General features: G+C 69.9%; 16 protein-coding genes. 15 read left to right on the forward strand and 1 reads right to left on the reverse strand.

What is annotated here, in order from left to right; all coding sequences use genetic code 11:
• Positions 1-17 precede the first annotated feature (17 nt).
• From AB0F72_RS27070 to AB0F72_RS27115, 10 genes are all read left to right on the forward strand, one after another.
• Complete coding sequence (locus tag AB0F72_RS27070) at positions 18-938, forward strand: YihY/virulence factor BrkB family protein (protein ID WP_360436407.1); 921 nt, start codon at positions 18-20, stop codon at positions 936-938.
• Between the two features lie 100 nt (positions 939-1,038).
• On the forward strand, positions 1,039-1,413 hold the full coding sequence (locus AB0F72_RS27075; protein ID WP_360436409.1) for a hypothetical protein: 375 nt from the start codon (positions 1,039-1,041) through the stop codon (positions 1,411-1,413).
• Positions 1,413-1,631: a hypothetical protein gene (locus AB0F72_RS27080; RefSeq protein ID WP_360436548.1), complete on the forward strand. Its 219-nt coding sequence runs from the start codon at positions 1,413-1,415 to the stop codon at positions 1,629-1,631. The genes AB0F72_RS27075 and AB0F72_RS27080 overlap by 1 nt, the downstream gene beginning before the upstream one ends.
• Positions 1,632-1,851: 220 nt before the next feature.
• A complete protein-coding gene (locus tag AB0F72_RS27085) occupies positions 1,852-2,940 on the forward strand; it encodes a BMP family ABC transporter substrate-binding protein (protein ID WP_360436411.1) in 1,089 nt (362 codons plus the stop codon).
• A gap of 161 nt (positions 2,941-3,101) precedes the next feature.
• Positions 3,102-4,583 (forward strand): ABC transporter ATP-binding protein, encoded by a 1,482-nt coding sequence (locus tag AB0F72_RS27090; RefSeq protein ID WP_360436412.1) that lies wholly within the window; start codon positions 3,102-3,104, stop codon positions 4,581-4,583.
• Complete coding sequence (locus AB0F72_RS27095) at positions 4,580-5,821, forward strand: ABC transporter permease (RefSeq protein WP_360436414.1); 1,242 nt, start codon at positions 4,580-4,582, stop codon at positions 5,819-5,821. Before AB0F72_RS27090 ends, AB0F72_RS27095 begins: the two co-directional genes overlap by 4 nt.
• 3 nt (positions 5,822-5,824) lie before the next feature.
• Positions 5,825-7,093: an ABC transporter permease gene (locus tag AB0F72_RS27100; protein ID WP_360436416.1), complete on the forward strand. Its 1,269-nt coding sequence runs from the start codon at positions 5,825-5,827 to the stop codon at positions 7,091-7,093.
• Positions 7,094-7,149: 56 nt separating this feature from the next.
• The gene (locus tag AB0F72_RS27105; RefSeq protein ID WP_360436418.1) at positions 7,150-7,863 is read left to right on the forward strand and encodes a cytidine deaminase; all 714 of its coding nucleotides are present in this window, start codon (positions 7,150-7,152) and stop codon (positions 7,861-7,863) included.
• Positions 7,860-9,137, forward strand: a complete 1,278-nt coding sequence (locus AB0F72_RS27110) for a thymidine phosphorylase (protein ID WP_360436420.1) — start codon at positions 7,860-7,862, stop codon at positions 9,135-9,137. Before AB0F72_RS27105 ends, AB0F72_RS27110 begins: the two co-directional genes overlap by 4 nt.
• 6 nt (positions 9,138-9,143) lie before the next feature.
• Positions 9,144-9,824 carry a DUF4272 domain-containing protein gene (locus AB0F72_RS27115; protein ID WP_360436422.1) on the forward strand — a complete coding sequence of 227 codons (681 nt, stop codon included), beginning with the start codon at positions 9,144-9,146 and terminating at the stop codon, positions 9,822-9,824.
• A 98-nt stretch (positions 9,825-9,922) separates the two neighbouring features.
• Here AB0F72_RS27115 and AB0F72_RS27120 read toward each other — a convergent pair whose 3' ends face one another.
• Positions 9,923-10,732 carry a putative RNA methyltransferase gene (locus AB0F72_RS27120; protein ID WP_360436424.1) on the reverse strand — a complete coding sequence of 270 codons (810 nt, stop codon included), beginning with the start codon at positions 10,730-10,732 and terminating at the stop codon, positions 9,923-9,925.
• Between the two features lie 23 nt (positions 10,733-10,755).
• Between AB0F72_RS27120 and AB0F72_RS27125 the strand changes: the two genes are divergently transcribed.
• The 5 genes from AB0F72_RS27125 to AB0F72_RS27145 all read left to right on the forward strand — a co-directional run bounded on the left by AB0F72_RS27125 (position 10,756) and on the right by AB0F72_RS27145 (position 17,495).
• The gene (locus AB0F72_RS27125) at positions 10,756-11,880 is read left to right on the forward strand and encodes an adenosine deaminase (protein WP_360436550.1); all 1,125 of its coding nucleotides are present in this window, start codon (positions 10,756-10,758) and stop codon (positions 11,878-11,880) included.
• A 506-nt stretch (positions 11,881-12,386) separates the two neighbouring features.
• Positions 12,387-16,034 (forward strand): sensor histidine kinase, encoded by a 3,648-nt coding sequence (locus AB0F72_RS27130; protein ID WP_360436426.1) that lies wholly within the window; start codon positions 12,387-12,389, stop codon positions 16,032-16,034.
• Positions 16,031-16,435, forward strand: coding sequence for a roadblock/LC7 domain-containing protein (locus tag AB0F72_RS27135; RefSeq protein ID WP_014447580.1), 405 nt, complete (start codon positions 16,031-16,033; stop codon positions 16,433-16,435). Before AB0F72_RS27130 ends, AB0F72_RS27135 begins: the two co-directional genes overlap by 4 nt.
• A 90-nt stretch (positions 16,436-16,525) precedes the next feature.
• Positions 16,526-16,906 (forward strand): DUF742 domain-containing protein, encoded by a 381-nt coding sequence (locus AB0F72_RS27140; protein WP_014447579.1) that lies wholly within the window; start codon positions 16,526-16,528, stop codon positions 16,904-16,906.
• 1 nt (position 16,907) lies between these two features.
• Positions 16,908-17,495 (forward strand): ATP/GTP-binding protein, encoded by a 588-nt coding sequence (locus AB0F72_RS27145; protein WP_360436552.1) that lies wholly within the window; start codon positions 16,908-16,910, stop codon positions 17,493-17,495.
• Positions 17,496-17,606 lie beyond the last annotated feature (111 nt).

The raw sequence follows: 17,606 nt of genomic DNA on the forward strand, positions 1-17,606 counted from the left end.
TCGGTTACGGTCTGCCGGTGAACCCGATCGACCGGGCGTACGACGCTGCCGAAGCCCGGATCACGACGTGGCGGTATCGGTCGCCGTATTTCGACCATTTCTGCCGGGCGGTCCTGCGCTACTGGGACGTCCAGGGCGGTCGGCTGGCCGCGGCCATCGCCTACTACGGATTCTTCGCGGTCTTCGCCCTGCTGCTGATCGGCTACTCCGTCTTCGGCCTGCTGCTGAGCAACAACGTCGAGCTCTTCGAGCTGGTGACCGACTTCCTCGGGGACAACCTGCCCTTCCTCGACGTGCAGGCCATCGTGGACAGCAAGAAGACGGTCGGCATCGTCGGCATCATCGGTCTGACCTTCACCGGCATCGGCTGGGTCGAGTCGATCCGGTCGTCCCAGCGGCTGATCTGGCAGCTGCGGGAGCAGCCCGGGTACATCGGCGTGCGCCAGGCCGTCGACCTGCTCGTGCTGATCGGGCTGCTGGTGCTGCTGGCGCTCACCCAGCTCGCCGTGTACGGCCTGGAGCGGCTGCTGCACTGGCTGGCCGGCGGCGGGTTCACCACGCTGCTCTCGGTGGTCAGCCTGGTGCTCACGCTCGGCGTCAACATGCTGCTGGCGGCGGCCCTGCTGACCGGTGTGGCACGGCTGAAGATGACCGCCCGCCGGATGGCCCCGCCGGTGCTGCAGGTCGGCATCGGGCTGATGCTGCTCAACACGGTGGGCAAGTCGTTCGTCGCGATCGTGGAGCGGAACCCGGCGTACGCGCTCGTCGGTTCAGCGGTCGCCGCCCTCGTCTATCTGTACGTCTTCAACCAGTTGCTGCTCTTCGGGGCGGCCTGGGCGGCGACGAGCCCGCACGGCCACGTCACGGATCTGTCAGCTGACGATAAAACCGCTCCCGTGGGGCAAAACACCTGGATTCGCCATGCCCGCCCGCGATGAACCCTTTTCAGGCTGACATCGGGCCGAAGCTATCCGGGCCGTTGTCCGGTTCCGGCAGTATCGGCCCTCGTCATCTTGAAAAAAGTTCATGATGTCCCTCGTGGGCACTCTCGTGACGCTGCAGCTGCCACCCGGGTCACCGATCGCCGATCTGCCGTGGGTGGTCACCATCGGCGCGCTCGGCGACCCCGACGAGTGGGATCCGGTGGTCTGCGGCCCCTACGAGCGTGATCACGCCCTGGCCCTCGCCAGGGCCGTGGTGGCCGACGATGATCTGATGGCGGTCGTGGAGCCGCTGCAGCCGCTGGACGGCGTGGAGGCGATCCGCCGGGAGATCGAACTGGCCCGGACCGCCGACTTCAGCGACGCCGACGCCGGCACCGGGTCCGCCGCCGTGGTACCCGGGACGCCGCCGGAACCCGGGGAGGTGCGGGCGGGCTGGCGGCGGATAGCCGCTGGAATACTCACGCCGTGATGATCAGCAAGCGGTGGGCGGCGTTCCTCGTCGGCGTGGGCGTGTGGACCTGGGTGATCTGGCCGAGATTCGGTGTCGCGATCTGGAACGACGACCGGTCGTTCGCGGACGGCACGCCGACCTCATTTCTGTGGGTGCACGCCGTGTTGATCGTGGCGTCGCTCACTATTGGCACCGTGGTGGGTGTGCTCGGCATCCGTGCGTGGCGTCACAAGTGATTCCGTATGTAAATTCGGATCGCCTCTGACCACCCCAGATGCCCGTTTACGGCCGTAACAACGTGATACAGAAACGGGCCGAACGGGATCCGGGATTGCAACCAGGTAACGGACAACGAACAGTCCGGAACGATCACCTGACGTCGCGTTTAGCCCCGGCTACGCTGCCGTCCTTAGGTTCACCGAGCGGGTCGGTGCGCACATCAAGAAGGAGGGCGTCTTGCGCCCAGTACGTGGGAAGCGGATCGTGGCGATTCTCGCGGCAGGTGGGCTGACGCTCGCTGCCGCCGCCTGTGGCGATGCCCCTGAGGACAGCCCGACCGGTGGCTCCAGCGCCGCCGCCGCCTACAAGGCTTGCATGGTCACCGACACCGGTGGCATCGACGACAAGTCGTTCAACGCGTCCGCCTGGGCCGGCCTGGAGGCTGCCAAGGCCGAGGCCGGCAACGTCGACCCGAAGTACGTGGCGTCCTCCTCCGAGGCCGACTACGAGCCGGGCCTGCGCAGCTTCGTGAGCCAGAAGTGCAACTTCATCCTGGCGGTCGGCGGCCTGATGGGCGACTCCACCACCAAGGTGGCCAAGGAGAGCGCTGACTCGCAGTTCGGCATCGTCGACAGCACCAGCGGCAACGCCAACGTCTTCCCGATGCAGTTCGCCACCCAGCAGGCCGCGTTCCTCGCCGGCTACCTGGCCGCGGGCTACACCAAGTCCGGCAAGGTCGCGACGTACGGTGGCCTGAAGATTCCGCCGGTCACCATCTTCATGGACGGCTTCGCCGACGGCGTGGCGTACCACAACACCACCAAGGGCACCAAGGTTCAGGTCCTGGGCTGGGACAAGGCCAAGCAGAACGGCACCTTCGCCGAGAGCTTCGTCGACCAGAACAAGGGCAAGAGCATCACCCAGACGCTGGCCTCGCAGGGCGCCGACATCATCATGCCGGTCGCCGGCGGCACCGGCCTGGGCACCGCTCAGGTCGCCAAGGACTCGGCCGGCAAGACCACTGTCATCTGGGTCGACCAGGACGGCTGCAAGAGCGCCGAGCAGTACTGCGACGTGTTCCTGACCACGGTCGTGAAGAACATCGAGGAAGCCGTCAAGGAGGCCGTCGTCTCCGGCGCCAAGGGTGAGGCGCTCGCCGCCAGCCCGGGTTACGTGGGCACGCTGGAGAACAACGGTGTCGGCCTCGCGCCGTACAACCAGTTCGACTCCAAGGTCGACGCGACCCTCAAGACCGAGATCGAGACGCTGAAGGCGGACATCATCTCCGGCAAGGTGAAGGTCGAGTCGGCCAGCGCTCCGGCGTGATCGAGTAATTAGGTAGCATCTCGGCCGCCGCCCAGCCGCGGGTCCACCACCTGCGGCTGAGCGGCGGCTCGTATTAAGACCACCAGTGAAGTCCACCAGCGAACCGGGAGATTCCGCTGAAACTCGAACTGCGCGGCATCACCAAGCGCTTCGGCGACCTGGTGGCCAACGACCACATCGACATCACCGTCGAGCCGGGTGAAGTGCACGCCCTGCTCGGCGAGAACGGCGCCGGCAAGTCGACGCTGATGAACCAGCTGTACGGCCTGTTGCAGCCGGACGAGGGCCAGATCGTCGTCAACGGCGAGCCGGTCGTGTTCCGCAGCCCGCGCGACGCGATCGCCGCCGGCATCGGCATGGTCCACCAGCACTTCATGCTGGTGCCGGTCTTCACCGTGGCGGAGAACATCGCGCTCGGCAGCGAGGAGACCCGCGGCGGGCCGCTCGGCTGGCTGGACCGCCGCCGCTCGCGCCGCGACGTCCTGGAGACCTCCGAGCGGTACGGCCTGCCGGTCGACCCGGACGCGCTGGTCGAGGACCTGCCGGTCGGCGCGCAGCAGCGTGTGGAGATCGTCAAGGCGCTCACCCGCGACGTCGACCTGCTGATCCTGGACGAGCCGACCGCCGTGCTCACCCCGCAGGAGACCGACGAGCTGCTCGCCGTGATGCGCTCGCTCACCGCGATGGGCAAGTCGATCGTCTTCATCACCCACAAGCTCAAAGAGGTCAAGGCGATCGCCGACCGGATCACCGTGGTCCGCCGCGGCAAGATCGTCGGGACCGCCTCACCGGATGCCGGCGAGGACGAGCTCGCCGCCCTGATGGTCGGCCGCGCGGTGAGCCTGGAGGTCGCGAAGACCCCGGCGGAGCCCGGCCGCGGCGTGCTCAAGCTCTCCGGCCTGGTGGTCGACGACGACCGCGGCGTCCGCGCCGTCGACGGCGTCGACCTGGAGGTCCGGGCCGGCGAGGTGCTCGGCATCGCGGGCGTGCAGGGCAACGGGCAGACCGAGCTGGTCGAGGCCGTGATGGGCCTGCGCGAGGTGCGGGCCGGCACGATCGAGCTGGACAACGAGAGCCTGACCGCGCTGAACACCAAGCAGATCCTGCGCTCCGGCGTCGGCTACATCCCCGAGGACCGCAGCCACGACGGCGTGGTCAAGGAGTTCAGCGTCGCGGAGAACCTGATCCTCGACATGTACGACCGGCCGCCGTACGGCAACGCGTTCAAGATGAACCGGGACAGCATCGGCAGCAACGCCCAGGAGCGGGTGGACGAGTTCGACATCCGGTGCCAGTCGCCGGAGACCCCGGTCGGCACCCTCTCCGGCGGTAACCAGCAGAAGGTCGTGGTGGCCCGGGAGATGTCCCGCCCGCTGCGCCTGTTCATCGCCGCACAGCCGACCCGCGGTGTGGACGTCGGCTCGATCGAGTTCATCCACGGTCAGATCATCCACGAGCGTGACCAGGGCACCGCGGTGCTGGTGGTCTCCAGCGAGCTGGACGAGGTGGTCGGTCTGGCCGACCGGATCGCCGTGATGTACCGCGGCCGGGTCCTGGCCGTCGTCTCGCCGGACACGCCGCGCGAGGAACTCGGCCTGCTCATGGCCGGCATCACCGGACCGGCCGAGAAAGGGACGAAGTGACCACCGAAGCGCCGGCTAAAAAAGAGGAATCGTTCCTCAGCCACTTCACCCGTAACCTCTGGGCCTCGAACACCGTCACGGTGACGTTCCTGTCGATCGTGCTGGCGTTCGTGATCGGCGCGATCCTGATCGTCGTCTCCGACTCCGAGGTGCTGGCGAAGTTCGCCTACTTCACCGCCCGCCCGGGTGACGCGCTGACCGCGAGCTGGCAGCTGATCAGCACGGCCTACTCGGATCTGCTCAAGGGCGCGTTCGGCGACCCGGAGGCGTTCTCCGCCTGGTTCGGCGGGACCGGCTCCTGGCAGGACGCGTTCGCGCCGATCTCGGAGACGCTCACCTACGCCGCGCCGCTGGTCTTCACCGGTCTCTCCGTGGCGCTGGCGTTCCGCGGCGGCCTGTTCAACATCGGCGCGCAGGGCCAGGCCGTGATCGGCTGCATCGCCGCCGGCGTGGCCGGCTTCACGTTCGGCCTGCCGATCGTGCTGAACCTGGTGGTGGCGATCGTGGCCGGTGCGCTCGGCGGCGCGCTCTGGGGCTTCATCCCGGGCATCCTCAAGGCGCGCACCGGCGCGCACGAGGTGATCACCACGATCATGCTCAACTACACCGCCGCGCTGTTCCTCTCCTGGCTGGTGCTGCAGAAGGGCGTGCAGGACCCGGACCGCACCGACGCGATCAGCAAGACCATCGCGGACTCGGCGCAGCTGCCCTCGTTCGGCGGTGTGCTCCGGGTGCACCTGGGCATCCTGCTCGCGGTGGCGGTCACGGCCGGCGTGGCCTGGCTGCTGAACCGCTCCTCGTTCGGCTTCGAGCTGCGGGCCGTCGGCGCGAACCAGCACGCGGCCAAGACGGCAGGCATCAGCGTCGCCAAGACGTACGCGCTGCTGATGGCCGTCGCCGGTGGTCTCGCCGGTCTCGGCGGCGCGACCCAGGTCCTCGGCACCGCCCACGCGCTGACCCCCGCGGTGGCCGGCAACATCGGCTTCGACGGCCTGCTGGTCGCCCTGCTCGGCCGCAACAAGCCGTGGGGCACCCTCTGGGCCGCACTGCTCTTCGGTGCGCTGCGGGCCGGTGGCAACCGGATGCAGTCGTACTCCGGCATCTCGCTGGAGCTGGTCACCGTGCTGCAGGCACTGATCGTCATCTTCATCGCCGCTCCGGCCCTGGTCAAGGCGATCTTCCGACTCCGCGCCACCCGCCTCACACAGCGGCCGGGCGCCTCGCTGGCGAAGGGCTGAGACATGTCGACGGCAACACTGGAGGAGAGCACCGCGCTCGCGGCGCCGGAGCCGTTCTGGTCCCGGCCGCGCCGCCTCGGAGCGGGTCTCGTCCTGATCGGCATCCTGGCCGCGGTGCTGTTCGGCTCGCTCGCGAAGAGCGAGACCGCCCGGTTCACGCTGAGCGAGGACGCCGAGGGCGCGGCCCTGTCGATCAACGGTCAGCTCGGCGCGATCCTCTTCGGCGTCGTGACGATCGTGGCCGGCGGCCTGCTCTTCGCCAGCTTCGCGAAGAGATTCCAAAACCTGCTGCTCTCGCTCGGCATCCTCGCCTTCGTCCTGTCGTTCCTCTGCTGGCAGGTGGCGGGCAAGTTCCTGCCGCTCGTGGACACCACCAGCGGCACCCTGCAGCTGGCGCTCCCGCTGATCCTGGGCGCGCTCGCCGGTGTGCTGGGTGAGCGGTCCGGCGTGGTGAACGTGGCGATCGAGGGCCAGTTCCTGATGGGCGCGTTCGCCGGCGCCCTGGTCGGCACGATGGCCACCAGCGTCTGGGCCGGCCTGATCAGCGCGGCCGTCGGCGGCGTGATCATCGCGGCGATCCTGGCCGTGCTCTCGATCCGCTACCTGGTCGACCAGACGGTGGTCGGCATCGTGCTGAACCTGTTCGCGCTCGGCGTCACCGGCTTCCTCTACGAGGGCCTGATGCAGCGCGACGCGAGCACCTACAACGAGCCGCCCCAGCTGCCCTCGTGGCGGATTCCGGGCCTGGCCGACATCCCGGTGATCGGGCCGGTGCTCTTCGACACCAACCTGCTGGTCTGGATCGCGCTCGCGCTGGTCGTGGTGATCCACTTCGGTCTCACCCGGACCCGCTGGGGCCTGCGTACCCGCGCGGTCGGCGAGCACCCGACCGCGGCCGACACGGTGGGCGTCCGGGTGCGCGGCCTGCGCTACACGAACGTGCTGCTCGGCGGCGTGGTCGCGGGTCTCGGCGGCGCGTACTTCACGCTGGTGGCGACCGGCAGCTTCACCAAGAACATGACGGCCGGCGCGGGCTTCATCGCGCTCGCCGCCCTGATCTTCGGCCGGTTCACCCCGTTCGGCGCGCTCGGCGCGGCGCTCTTCTTCGGGTTCGCGCAGAAGCTGGCGACGTACCTGAGCGCGGTGGGCAGCCCGGTGCCGAGCCAGTTCCTCAACATGCTGCCGTACCTCGCGACGATCATCGCGGTGGCCGGCCTGGTCGGCCGGGTGCGGGCGCCCGCGGCCGACGGCGTTCCGTACATCAAGAGCTGATCGATCCCCGAACCGAGTACCCCGACCGAGTAACAGAGTCAGGCAGAATAAAGATCATGGAGATCGACTGGGCGGGGCTGCGTGCTGCCGCCATCGAGACGATGCGGCGTGCGTACGTGCCGATTTCCGACTTCCCGGTCGGTGTGGCCGGGCTCGTCGACGACGGCCGGGTCATCGTGGGCTGCAACGTGGAGAACGCTTCGCTGGGCATGACCCTGTGCGCCGAGTGCGGCCTGGTCAGTTCGCTGCACGCGACCGGCGGCGGGCGCCTCGTGGCGATTTCCTGCGTCGATGCGACGGGTGCGCCGCTGATGCCGTGCGGCCGGTGCCGCCAGCTGCTCTGGGAGCACGGTGGCCCGGAGCTGCAGGTCGAGGCCCTGCCCCGGCCGCTGCGGATGACCGAGCTGCTGCCGCACGCGTTCGGGTACGAGGACATGGCCCGGGTGACCGGCCCGGCCGGTGGCGCCGACGTCCCCGCCGAGCTGGCGAAGTGGCGCGGCCGTGGCACGGTCTTCGTCCACCCGGACATCTCCGGTGGCGAGACGATCTGGACCGCCTACTGGGAGCGTTCGTCGGGGGAGCCCGGCAACACCGAGAACAAGGGCATCCTGGAGGAGGGCCCCAACTTCCCGGCCGCCTCGGCCGCGGTGGCCTGGGGTCTGGTGCGCACACCGCGAGTCGTGGTCGTGGACGCCGAGGGCGGCCTCTCCTGGGCCGGCGAGGGCGACGCGCCCGAGGGCATTCCGTCTCGCTGGGAGGACAAGGCATGAGCGGGTTCGCAGCGGTCGACGTGATCCGGGCCAAGCGGGACGGGCACGAGCTCTCCGACGCGCAGATCGACTGGGTGGTCGACGCGTACACCAAGGGCGTGGTCGCCGACGAGCAGATGTCCGCGCTCGCCATGGCGATCCTGCTGCGCGGCATGACGCCGCGCGAGATCGCCCGGTGGACCGCCGCGATGATCGCCAGCGGTGAGCGGCTGGACCTCTCCTCGGTGTCCCGGCCGACCGCCGACAAGCACTCCACCGGCGGCGTCGGCGACAAGATCACGCTGCCGCTCACCCCGCTCGTGGCCGCCTGCGGCGTGGCCGTGCCGCAGCTCTCCGGCCGTGGTCTCGGGCACACCGGCGGCACACTGGACAAGCTGGAGTCGATCTCCGGCTGGCGGGCCCGCCTGAGCAACGACGAGTTCAAGTCGCAGCTCCGGGACATCGGCGCGGTCATCTGCGCGGCCGGCGACGGTCTCGCCCCGGCCGACCGCAAGCTCTACGCGCTGCGCGACGTCACCGGCACGGTCGAGGCGATCCCGCTGATCGCCAGCTCGATCATGAGCAAGAAGATCGCCGAGGGCACCGGCGCGCTGGTCCTGGACGTCAAGGTCGGCTCCGGCGCGTTCATGAAGGACCTGGAGACCGCCCGTGAGCTGGCCCGCACCATGGTCCAGCTGGGCAAGGACAGCGGTGTCACCACTGTCGCGCTGCTCACCGACATGAGCACGCCGCTCGGCCTGGCCGTCGGCAACGCCAACGAGGTCGCCGAGTCGGTCGAGGTGCTCTCCGGCGGCGGGCCGGCCGACGTGGTCGAGCTGACCCTGGCGCTGGCCCGGGAGATGCTCGCGGCGGCGGGTGTGGACGCCGACCCGGAGAAGGCGCTCTCCTCGGGCGCGGCCATGGACAGCTGGCGGGCGATGATCCGTGCGCAGGGCGGTGACCCGGACGCGGCCCTGCCCACGGCGGCGCACACCGAGGTGCTGCGGGCCCCGCGGGACGGCGTGGTGACATCGCTCGACGCGTACGGGATCGGCATCGCGGCCTGGCGCCTCGGCGCCGGACGGGCCCGTAAGGAGGACCCGGTCAGTTTCGGCGCCGGCGTGCAGCTGAAAGTTCGCCCCGGTGACCGGGTGCGTGCCGGTGACGTGCTGCTGGAGCTGCGGGCGGACGACGAGTCCCGGATCCCGGTGGCGCGCGAGGAGGCGGCCGCGGCGGTCGTCGTCGGCACTGAACAGCCCGCCACTGCCGGGCTGCTCCTCGACCGCATAGCCTGACCGGCCATGACGAAGGCCGCTCCCGATCCCCGCGCGGTCCGCGAGGCAAGTCTCGACGAGCTCGCGCGGCTCGGCCTGCCCCTCCCGCCAGTGGCGTTCCCGCTGGTCTGGGAGCCGGGTGACACGGTCGAGCTGCGCCCGGTCGCCGAGCTGGAGGCGCGGGCCGCGGTGCTGCACGTGGTCGTCGCGCGCTGTTTCGGCATGCCCACCGAGGCCGCGATGAGCTGGCTGCTCGGATCGCACCTGGTCGAGCTGGTCACCGCGCCGGAGTGGCAGTTCGTGATCGGGGCGAAAGGCGACCACCGCTCCTTCGTGCTGCACCACGACGCGGTGTTCGCGCTGGCCTGGCTGCTCGGGCTGAGCCGGCACCTGGACCCGACGGTCCCGCCGGACGACGCTCTGATGGTGCAGATGCCGGATCTGCCGGCCGGTGAGACGTTCGCCAGCTGGCGGTCCCGCTCGCTGGTCGCGGTCCGCGACCCGGCCGAGGCCGCCGTGCTGCTCGACCTCTACTACTGCCTGGACTGGGCGTTCCAGGAGTCCGAGCAGTTGGGCCGCGCACTGCCCGGCGAGGTGGACAGCAACGCGATCGGCCAGCGGCGATGGGCGCTGGAGTGGGCGGTCATCTTCACCGGCCCGTACCATGACGGTCCTCCCGAATGGGAAGAAGTGGACCTTTCAGTCTAAAACCCATTTGGTACGAGCATGTCCGCCCAGAAGACCCCGGCCGTCCCCGAGAGTCCCCGGCGGCCTCCCTGCCCGGCCAGGCCGTTGCGCCGGTTCCGCTACCGGTGCATGGCCGGCCGGTAGACCGCGACGTCGACCGCCGCCGTGACAGTGACCTCGGCCGCCGGCAACTCGCTCACCCGGACGTGCCGGGCGCTCGGCGTCATCCCGATCAGCGTCCGCACCTGCGGCGCCGCCAGCCGCATCGAGTGCCGCAGCACCGCCGACGACTCCAGCGTGAAATGCGCGCCCAGGCTGGCGCCGACCCGTTCCGCCTTGTCCGGGTCAACCGAGATCAACCCGTGCTCGGCGATCAGCTCGGCCAGGTGATCGGCGGCCGGGGTGACCACCAGCAGCACCCCGTCCGCCCGCAGCACCCGGTGGAACTCGCTGCCGTTGCGCGGCGCGAACACATCGAGGATCACCGCGGCCGAGCCGTCCGCCACCGGCAGCGGCCGCCACAGGTCCGCCAGCACCGCCGCGGCCCGCTCGTGCGACCGGGCCGCCCGGCGCAGCGCCGGCTTGGAGACGTCCAGCCCCAGCCCGATCGCGTCCGGCGAGCCGTCCAGGAACCGGGCCAGGTAGTCACCGGTCCCGGTGCCGGCGTCCAGCACCAGGCCGCCGGTGCGGTGCTCGGCGAGCGCGTCGGCGATGAACCGGTAGTGGCCGGCCGCCAGGAACGCGGCCCGGTCGGCGACCATCTCGGCGCTGTCCCCGGTGTGCGGGAGCCGCCCGGCGCTCAGGTCCGCGTACCCCTGCTTCGCCATGTCGAAGCTGTGCCGGCGGGGGCAGCGCAGCGCCCGCTCGTGCCGGGCGAGTGGTTCCCGGCACACCGGGCAGCGCAGATACGGAATTGCTCCGTCGATCATCGGGTGCTTCCCTCTAGGCTCTTCTGATGGCTGGCATCGCACACTCGGACATCGTCAGGGCACCGAAGGTCCTGCTCCACGACCACTTGGACGGCGGATTACGGCCGGCCACCATCGTCGAGCTCGCCGCAGCCGTCGGCCACGAGCTGCCCGCCCGGGATCCGGAACGGCTCGGCGAGTGGTTCGTCGCGGCCGCCGACTCCGGTTCGCTGGAACGGTACCTGGAAACCTTCGCCCACACGGTCGCGGTCATGCAGACCGAGGAGGGCCTGCACCGGGTCGCCAAGGAGTGCGCTCTCGACCTGGCGGCCGACGGCGTGGTCTACGCCGAGGTCCGGTACGCGCCGGAGCAGCACCTGGAGCGCGGCCTCACCCTCGACCAGGTGGTCGACGCGGTCGACGCCGGGTTCCGCGAGGGCAGCGCGGAGGCGGCCGCCGCGGGACGCCCGATCCGGATCGGCACCCTGCTCACCGCGATGCGGCACGCCGCCCGGTCGCAGGAGATCGCCGAGCTCGCGGTCCGGTACCGCGACACCGGGGTGGTGGGCTTCGACATCGCCGGCGCCGAGGCGGGCTTCCCGCCCACCCGGCACCTGGACGCCTTCGAGTACCTGCAGCGGGAGAACTTCCACTTCACCATCCACGCCGGCGAGGCGTTCGGCCTGCCGTCGATCTGGGAGGCGATCCAGTGGTGCGGCGCGGACCGGCTGGGCCACGGCGTCCGGATCATCGACGACATCACCGCGACGGTTGCCGGTCCGAGCGCGGTCACCGCGACCGGCGGCACCCGGTCCGCGCCGCCGGTGCTGGGCCGGCTCGCGGCGTACGTGCGGGACAAGCGCATCCCGCTGGAGCTCTGCCCGTCGTCCAACGTGCAGACCGGCGCGGCGCCGTCGATCGCCGAGCACCCGATCAAGCTGCTGCACGATCTGCGGTTCCGGGTCACGGTGAACACCGACAACCGGCTGATGAGCGGGACGTCGATGTCACGGGAGATGACGCTGCTGACCGAGGCGTTCGGCTGGGGCTGGGCGGAGCTGCAGTGGCTGACCATCAACGCGATGAAGTCGGCGTTCATCCCGTACGACGAACGACTCGTGCTGATCAATGAGGTCATCAAGCCGGCGTATGCCAAATTGCTGGGCTGAGAACCGGCCCGGCGGCTGAGGAGGAGGGCCCGGCGGCCTGTCCCGCGGGGCCCGAGCCCGGCTTTTCGCCCTTTTCGCCGATTCGGACGAACGTACGTCAAAAGAAATCGACGGCAGGGCACACCTCGTCCTCCGTTCGGTTAGACTCCCGCCTGCAAACTCGGCAGAAACCGGCATCTCGCCTTGCCGATCGCGAGGAACCGAGCCATCGTCACTTCTATCGCGATCGACTACGATCGGGACCCGGTCGGCCTGCGCCCCACCCCCCAATGCAGCCCGGCCGTGTGAGTGACCTTGAGAGATGTGCAGCTCTACACGCAGTGATCGTGGACCGGCGATGTCCAACTAAGACGTTGCAACATCGCGTCACACAACTGGTCCGTGTCCGCCTGCCCTTTCTCTTTGACACTTGTCGTGATGGAATCTCGGGGGCCCGACCCGGCGAGTCGGTCGTGCGCGGTGCCCGGCGAGCCGAATGCCGGGGCCCGAATCAGGAGGACGGTGACGTGAGCAAGCGCCCCAAGGCGGCGAACGGCGTCATGTCGCGTCTGCGTCGACCGGCTGGTCGACTGCGAGACCTACCGATCTGGTCGAAACTCGGCCTGATCATGCTGGTGCCCACGGTGGCGACGATCATCGTCGGCGTCCAGGGCCTCGTGGACCATATCGACGAGGCGAGCAACGCCGAGCGTGCCCGCACCCTGTCGGTGCTGTCCGAGGCTGCCGGTGGTCTGGTCGACCACCTGCAAGCCGAGCGGACCTACGGCATGATGGTGGCGCTCGCTCAGGACGCCAAGAACAACGACGCTCGTACGGCGGCAATCGAGCTCTACAACGGCGAGCACGAGGCGGTCGACACCGCCAAGACGCCGTACGTTCAGCAGAAGGGCGCACTCGAGGACGTCCCGGCCAACGTCGGCACGCTCCTGCTCCGCCTGGACCGCAACCTCGAGGACCTGCCGGCGTTCCGGAGCAAGGTCGCGAACGGTCAGGTCGAGACGCCTGACGTCAAGACCGCGTACAACCAGCTGATCGACGACCTTCTGCAGGTTCGCGACTCCTCGGCGCAGCTCGCCAGCGACGCCGGCCTGAGCGATCACCTGCGCGCGGTGGCCGCCGTCGCCGAGGCGAAGAACTACATCGCCCAGCAGCGGTTCATCGGTCACGAGATCCTGCGCGAGGGCGAGCTCACCACCACTCTCCGGCAGCAGTTCCTCGGCACCCTGACGGGTTTCGACCTCTCCAAGAAGACACTTCAGGCGGTCGGCACCGACGCCGAGAAGACGTACTTCGACAACACGGTCAGCGGCCTCAAGGCCCAGGCCGCGACGAACCTCACCCTGCCGCTGATGACGGCACAGGGTGCCAACGCGAAGAACATCCTCTTCGACTCGGCCTCCTGGGAAGAGGCGATGAAGGGGTACAACGACCTCTTCCGCCAGGTCGAGATCGAGTTCGACAAGAACATCGTGGAGAGCGCCACCACCCTGCGCGACGACACGAACCAGCGGGTCTTCCTGGAGACCAGCCTGCTGCTGGCTCTGCTCCTGCTCGGCATCCTGTTCGCCTGGCTGGTCGCCCGCTCGATGGCGCGCTCGCTGCGTGAGCTGCGTCAGGGCGCCCTCGCGGTCGCCCAGTTCGGCCTGCCGCACGCGGTGAGCCGGCTGCGTGACCCGGCGCTCTCCGCGTCGCTCACCCCGGCACAGGTCGCCGACCAGATCGCCGAGCCGCTGCCGGTCCGCAGCCGTGACGAGTTCGGCCAGGTGACCGAGGCGTTCAACGCGGTTCACCTCGAGGCCGTGCGAACCGCGGCCGAGCAGGCCGCGCTGCGCGCCTCCGTCGCGACGATGTTCGTCAACCTCGCCCGCCGCTCGCAGATCCTGGTCGACCGGCTCATCGGTCACCTGGACCGCCTGGAGCGCGGCGAGGAGGACCCGGACCGTCTGGCCGAGCTCTTCCAGCTCGACCACCTCGCCACCCGGATGCGCCGTAACGACGAGAACCTCCTGGTTCTCGCCGGCGCGGACTCCACCCGTGTGCAGCGCGAGCCGGCCGCCCTGATCGACGTGCTGCGCGCCGCGCAGTCCGAGGTCGAGCACTACACCCGCATCGAGTTCGGCCAGATCGACCGGGAGATCGAGGTCGCGGCGCACGCCGTCAACGACATGGTCCACCTGGTCGCCGAGCTCTTCGACAACGCCACCGCCTTCTCCCCGCCGAACTCGAACGTTCTCGTCGAGGCGCGCCTGAACGGCGACAACGCGGTGCTGACCGTCGAGGACCACGGCATCGGCATCAGCCGGGAGCAGCTGCGCGACCTCAACGAGCGGCTCGCCAACCCGCCCACGGTGGACGTCGCCGTCTCCCGGATGATGGGCCTCGTCGTGGTCGCCCGGCTGGCCAACCGCCACGCCGTCCGCGTCGAGCTCCGTCCCGCGGACCGCGAGCGGGGCACCGTGGCCGAGGTCGGCCTGCCCGCCACGGTCCTGGCCGCTGCGGCGTCCGCCCGGGTCCAGTCCATGGTCGGCTTCGACAGCCCGCCGCCGGCGATGCCGTCCTTCGGCGAGCCGCTGGCCCTGGAGAGCGGCCGTGGCGGATTCAACGGTGGCCAAGGCGTCAACGGCGGTGGCCGTCCGTTCGAGCCGATGAACGGCACCAACGGTTCCGTCCCCGCCTGGTCCGACCTGACCGGCGCCGCTCCCACCGGGTTCGGCGGCCTGAACGGCAACGGCGGCCAGACCAACGGCGGACTGTCCAACGGCGGCCAGGCCAACGGCGGATCTTCCAACGGCAATGGTTTCGCCAACGGCTTCCATGGCCCGCGCAGCAACGAGGTAATCCCGCCGCTGCCGTCCGGCCCGCAGGGCTTCGCCGGGCTCGACGAGCTCGCGCAGCGGCGTGGCGGCGAGTTCCCGCGGCCGGAGGACACCAACGGCTTCGGCGCTGCCATTCCGCGCCAGCTGCCGGCCAACCCGGAGAACCTGGGTCGTGGCCCGGTCATGCCGCCGGTCTCCGCGCCGCCGGTTCCGCCGGTCTCCGCGCCGCCGGTGCCGTCCGCCCCGCCGTACTCACCGCCGGTTTCGTCGGCTCCGTCGTACTCGCCGCCGGTTCCGTCGGCTCCGCCGTACTCGCCGCCGGTCTCCGCGGCTCCGGCCGAGCAGGTCTCGGCCGCGCCGGTCTCCGCCGAGCCGGTCAACCCGTTCGCCGCGGCGCCGCCGGCCTGGCCGCCGGTCTCCGCGGACCGGGAGCAGGCGGCGACCCCGCACGTGCCGGAGAACCTGGCAGCCGCGCTGGACATGACTGCCGAGCTCCCGCGTTACCGGTCGGAGAACTTCGAGCCGCAGCCCCAGGTGGCCCGGCCGACCAACCCGCAGACGGCCCCCGTGTCGTCGGCGCCGCCGGCTTCGGCGCCGCCGGCCCCGGTGGCCGACGACGCGGCTGCCGCGGCCCGTGCCGGGCACGAGACGGCCACCGCGCAGGCGGCGGAGGCTCAGGCCACCGCGGCGGCGCAGATCGCCGCGGCGCAGGCCTCGGCGCGTCAGCGAGAGGGCTCGGTCCCGTTCGCGGACGAGACCATGGAGCTGCCGATCTTCCGGGAGCTGGAGTCGGCGTGGTTCACCACGACGCACCCCGGCGACCAGCCTCAACCCGAGGCAGCCAGGACCTCCGGTGCCGACGCCGGCGACGAGTCCGTCGTCTCCGCGCGCCGGATCCCCACCGGTGAGCCGACCCGCTCGGCCGGTGTGCCGCAGCAGGCCGGACCACCCGAGTCGCGCGACTTCGACACGGCGACGGTCGGCGCCCCCGCGGCGGCCGTCAGCGGCTCCTACAGCAACGGCAGCACTGCCACGAACTCGTGGCGCACCGCGGCCGACGACGGCTGGCAGGCGGCCCGTGCCGCTGCCGAGACGCAGGTCGATACCACCACCACGGCAGGCCTTCCGAAGCGCACGCCGATGGCGCAACTCGTCCCCGGCGGTGTCGACCGGGGCGGTAACTCCGTCCAGCGCCGTACTCCCGAAGGGGTCCGCGGTCTGCTGTCCGCGTACCACCGAGGTGTTCAGCGCGGTCGCACCAAGGAACAATCGACCAACCTGGAGGAGACTCCGGGAGGGCAGCAGCCCTCGCAGGCTGGCAAGGAGCATGAGGCATGACATCTACGCAGGATCTCGGTTGGCTTCTGGCCAACTTCGCCGACCGCGTTCCCGGGGTCGCGCACGCGATCGCGGTCTCCGCCGACGGCCTGCTCCTGGCGGCCTCACGGGACCTTCCCCGGGACCGTGCCGACCAGCTGGCGGCCATCGCGTCCGGCCTGGTTTCCCTCACGCAGGGCGCCGCGCGCTGCTTCGAGGGTGGCGCCGTTCTCCAGACGGTCGTCGAGATGGACAATGGGTTCCTGTTCCTGATGTCGATCTCCGACGGTTCGTCGTTCGCGGTTCTCGCGGCGCGCAGCTGTGACGTCGGGCAGGTGGGCTACGAGATGGCCCTCCTGGTCGACCGGGTCGGCGAGGCGTTGACCCCCGCGCCGCGTTCGGCGGCCGGGGTACTGGGCTGAGACGGGCAGTGAGCCGACCTGGTCGGCTACTGTCAGAAACCTTGACAACTAATACACTTCGAGGGGCCGAGGGAGGGGTTGACGGTGACTATGCCCGAACGCGATGAGCCGACCGGTGCACTGGTAAGGCCGTACGCCGTAACCCGTGGTCGGACCCGGCCGAAGCTTGAGATAGCGCTGGAAGCGCTGGTCGAGACAACCGTGCGCGGCCGTTCTGGGATGAACCGCGGCGGGCAGGGTGGAAGCGAGCATCAGTACATCGCGGCGATGTGTGACGGCGGGCGCGTTCAATCGCTCGCTGAGATCGCCGCACGCATGCAACTGCCGCTCGGTGTGGCACGTGTGATCGTCGCAGACATGGCCTCGGACGGCCTGCTTGCGGTCTATGAGCCCACCTCGCTCGAAGACGAGACCGACGCGGTAGGCACGGAACTGCTGGAAAGGGTGCTGAGTGGACTTCGCAGGCTCTGACATGTCGCACCGTCCCGCTGCGGGACGCGTGACATCGGCGAAGATTGTCATCGCCGGTGGCTTCGGCGTTGGCAAAACGACGCTGGTGGGGTCGGTCTCGGAGATCACCCCGCTGACCACTGAGGCGATCATGACCTCGGCCGGTGTGGGTGTCGACGACAACCGGCAGGTGCCGGGGAAGATGACCACCACCGTGGCCATGGACTTCGGCCGGATCAGCATCGACCGCGACCTGATCCTCTATCTGTTCGGAACACCTGGCCAGACGCGTTTCTGGTTCATGTGGGACGAACTGGTCCGGGGTGCGATCGGTGCAGTGGTCATGGTGGACACGCGTCGGCTTGCCGACTGCTTCGCCGCCATCGACTTCTTCGAGCACCGTCGCCTTCCCTACCTGATCGCGATCAACTGCTTCGACGGCATGCAGTACCACAACGCGCAGGACGTTCGAGACGCGCTGGCGATCTCGAGCGACGTGCCCGTCGTGAGCTGCGACGCCCGCAACCGCGAGTCGACGAAGAACGTGCTCATCTCCCTGGTGGAGTACGTTCTGACGATGCGTCGCTCGCGCGCGGTAGCGCCCGCCTGACAGTCGGTTGAAGCCCCGCTCCGGTCGCCGGAGCGGGGCTTTCGCATGCCTGCGGACCGGCGCTCAGCGAAGCCATGCGCTGACAGAGAGCAACACCGCCCGCCCGAATTC

Source organism: Actinoplanes sp. NPDC023936 (assembly GCF_040639325.1).
GTDB lineage: Bacteria > Actinomycetota > Actinomycetes > Mycobacteriales > Micromonosporaceae > Actinoplanes.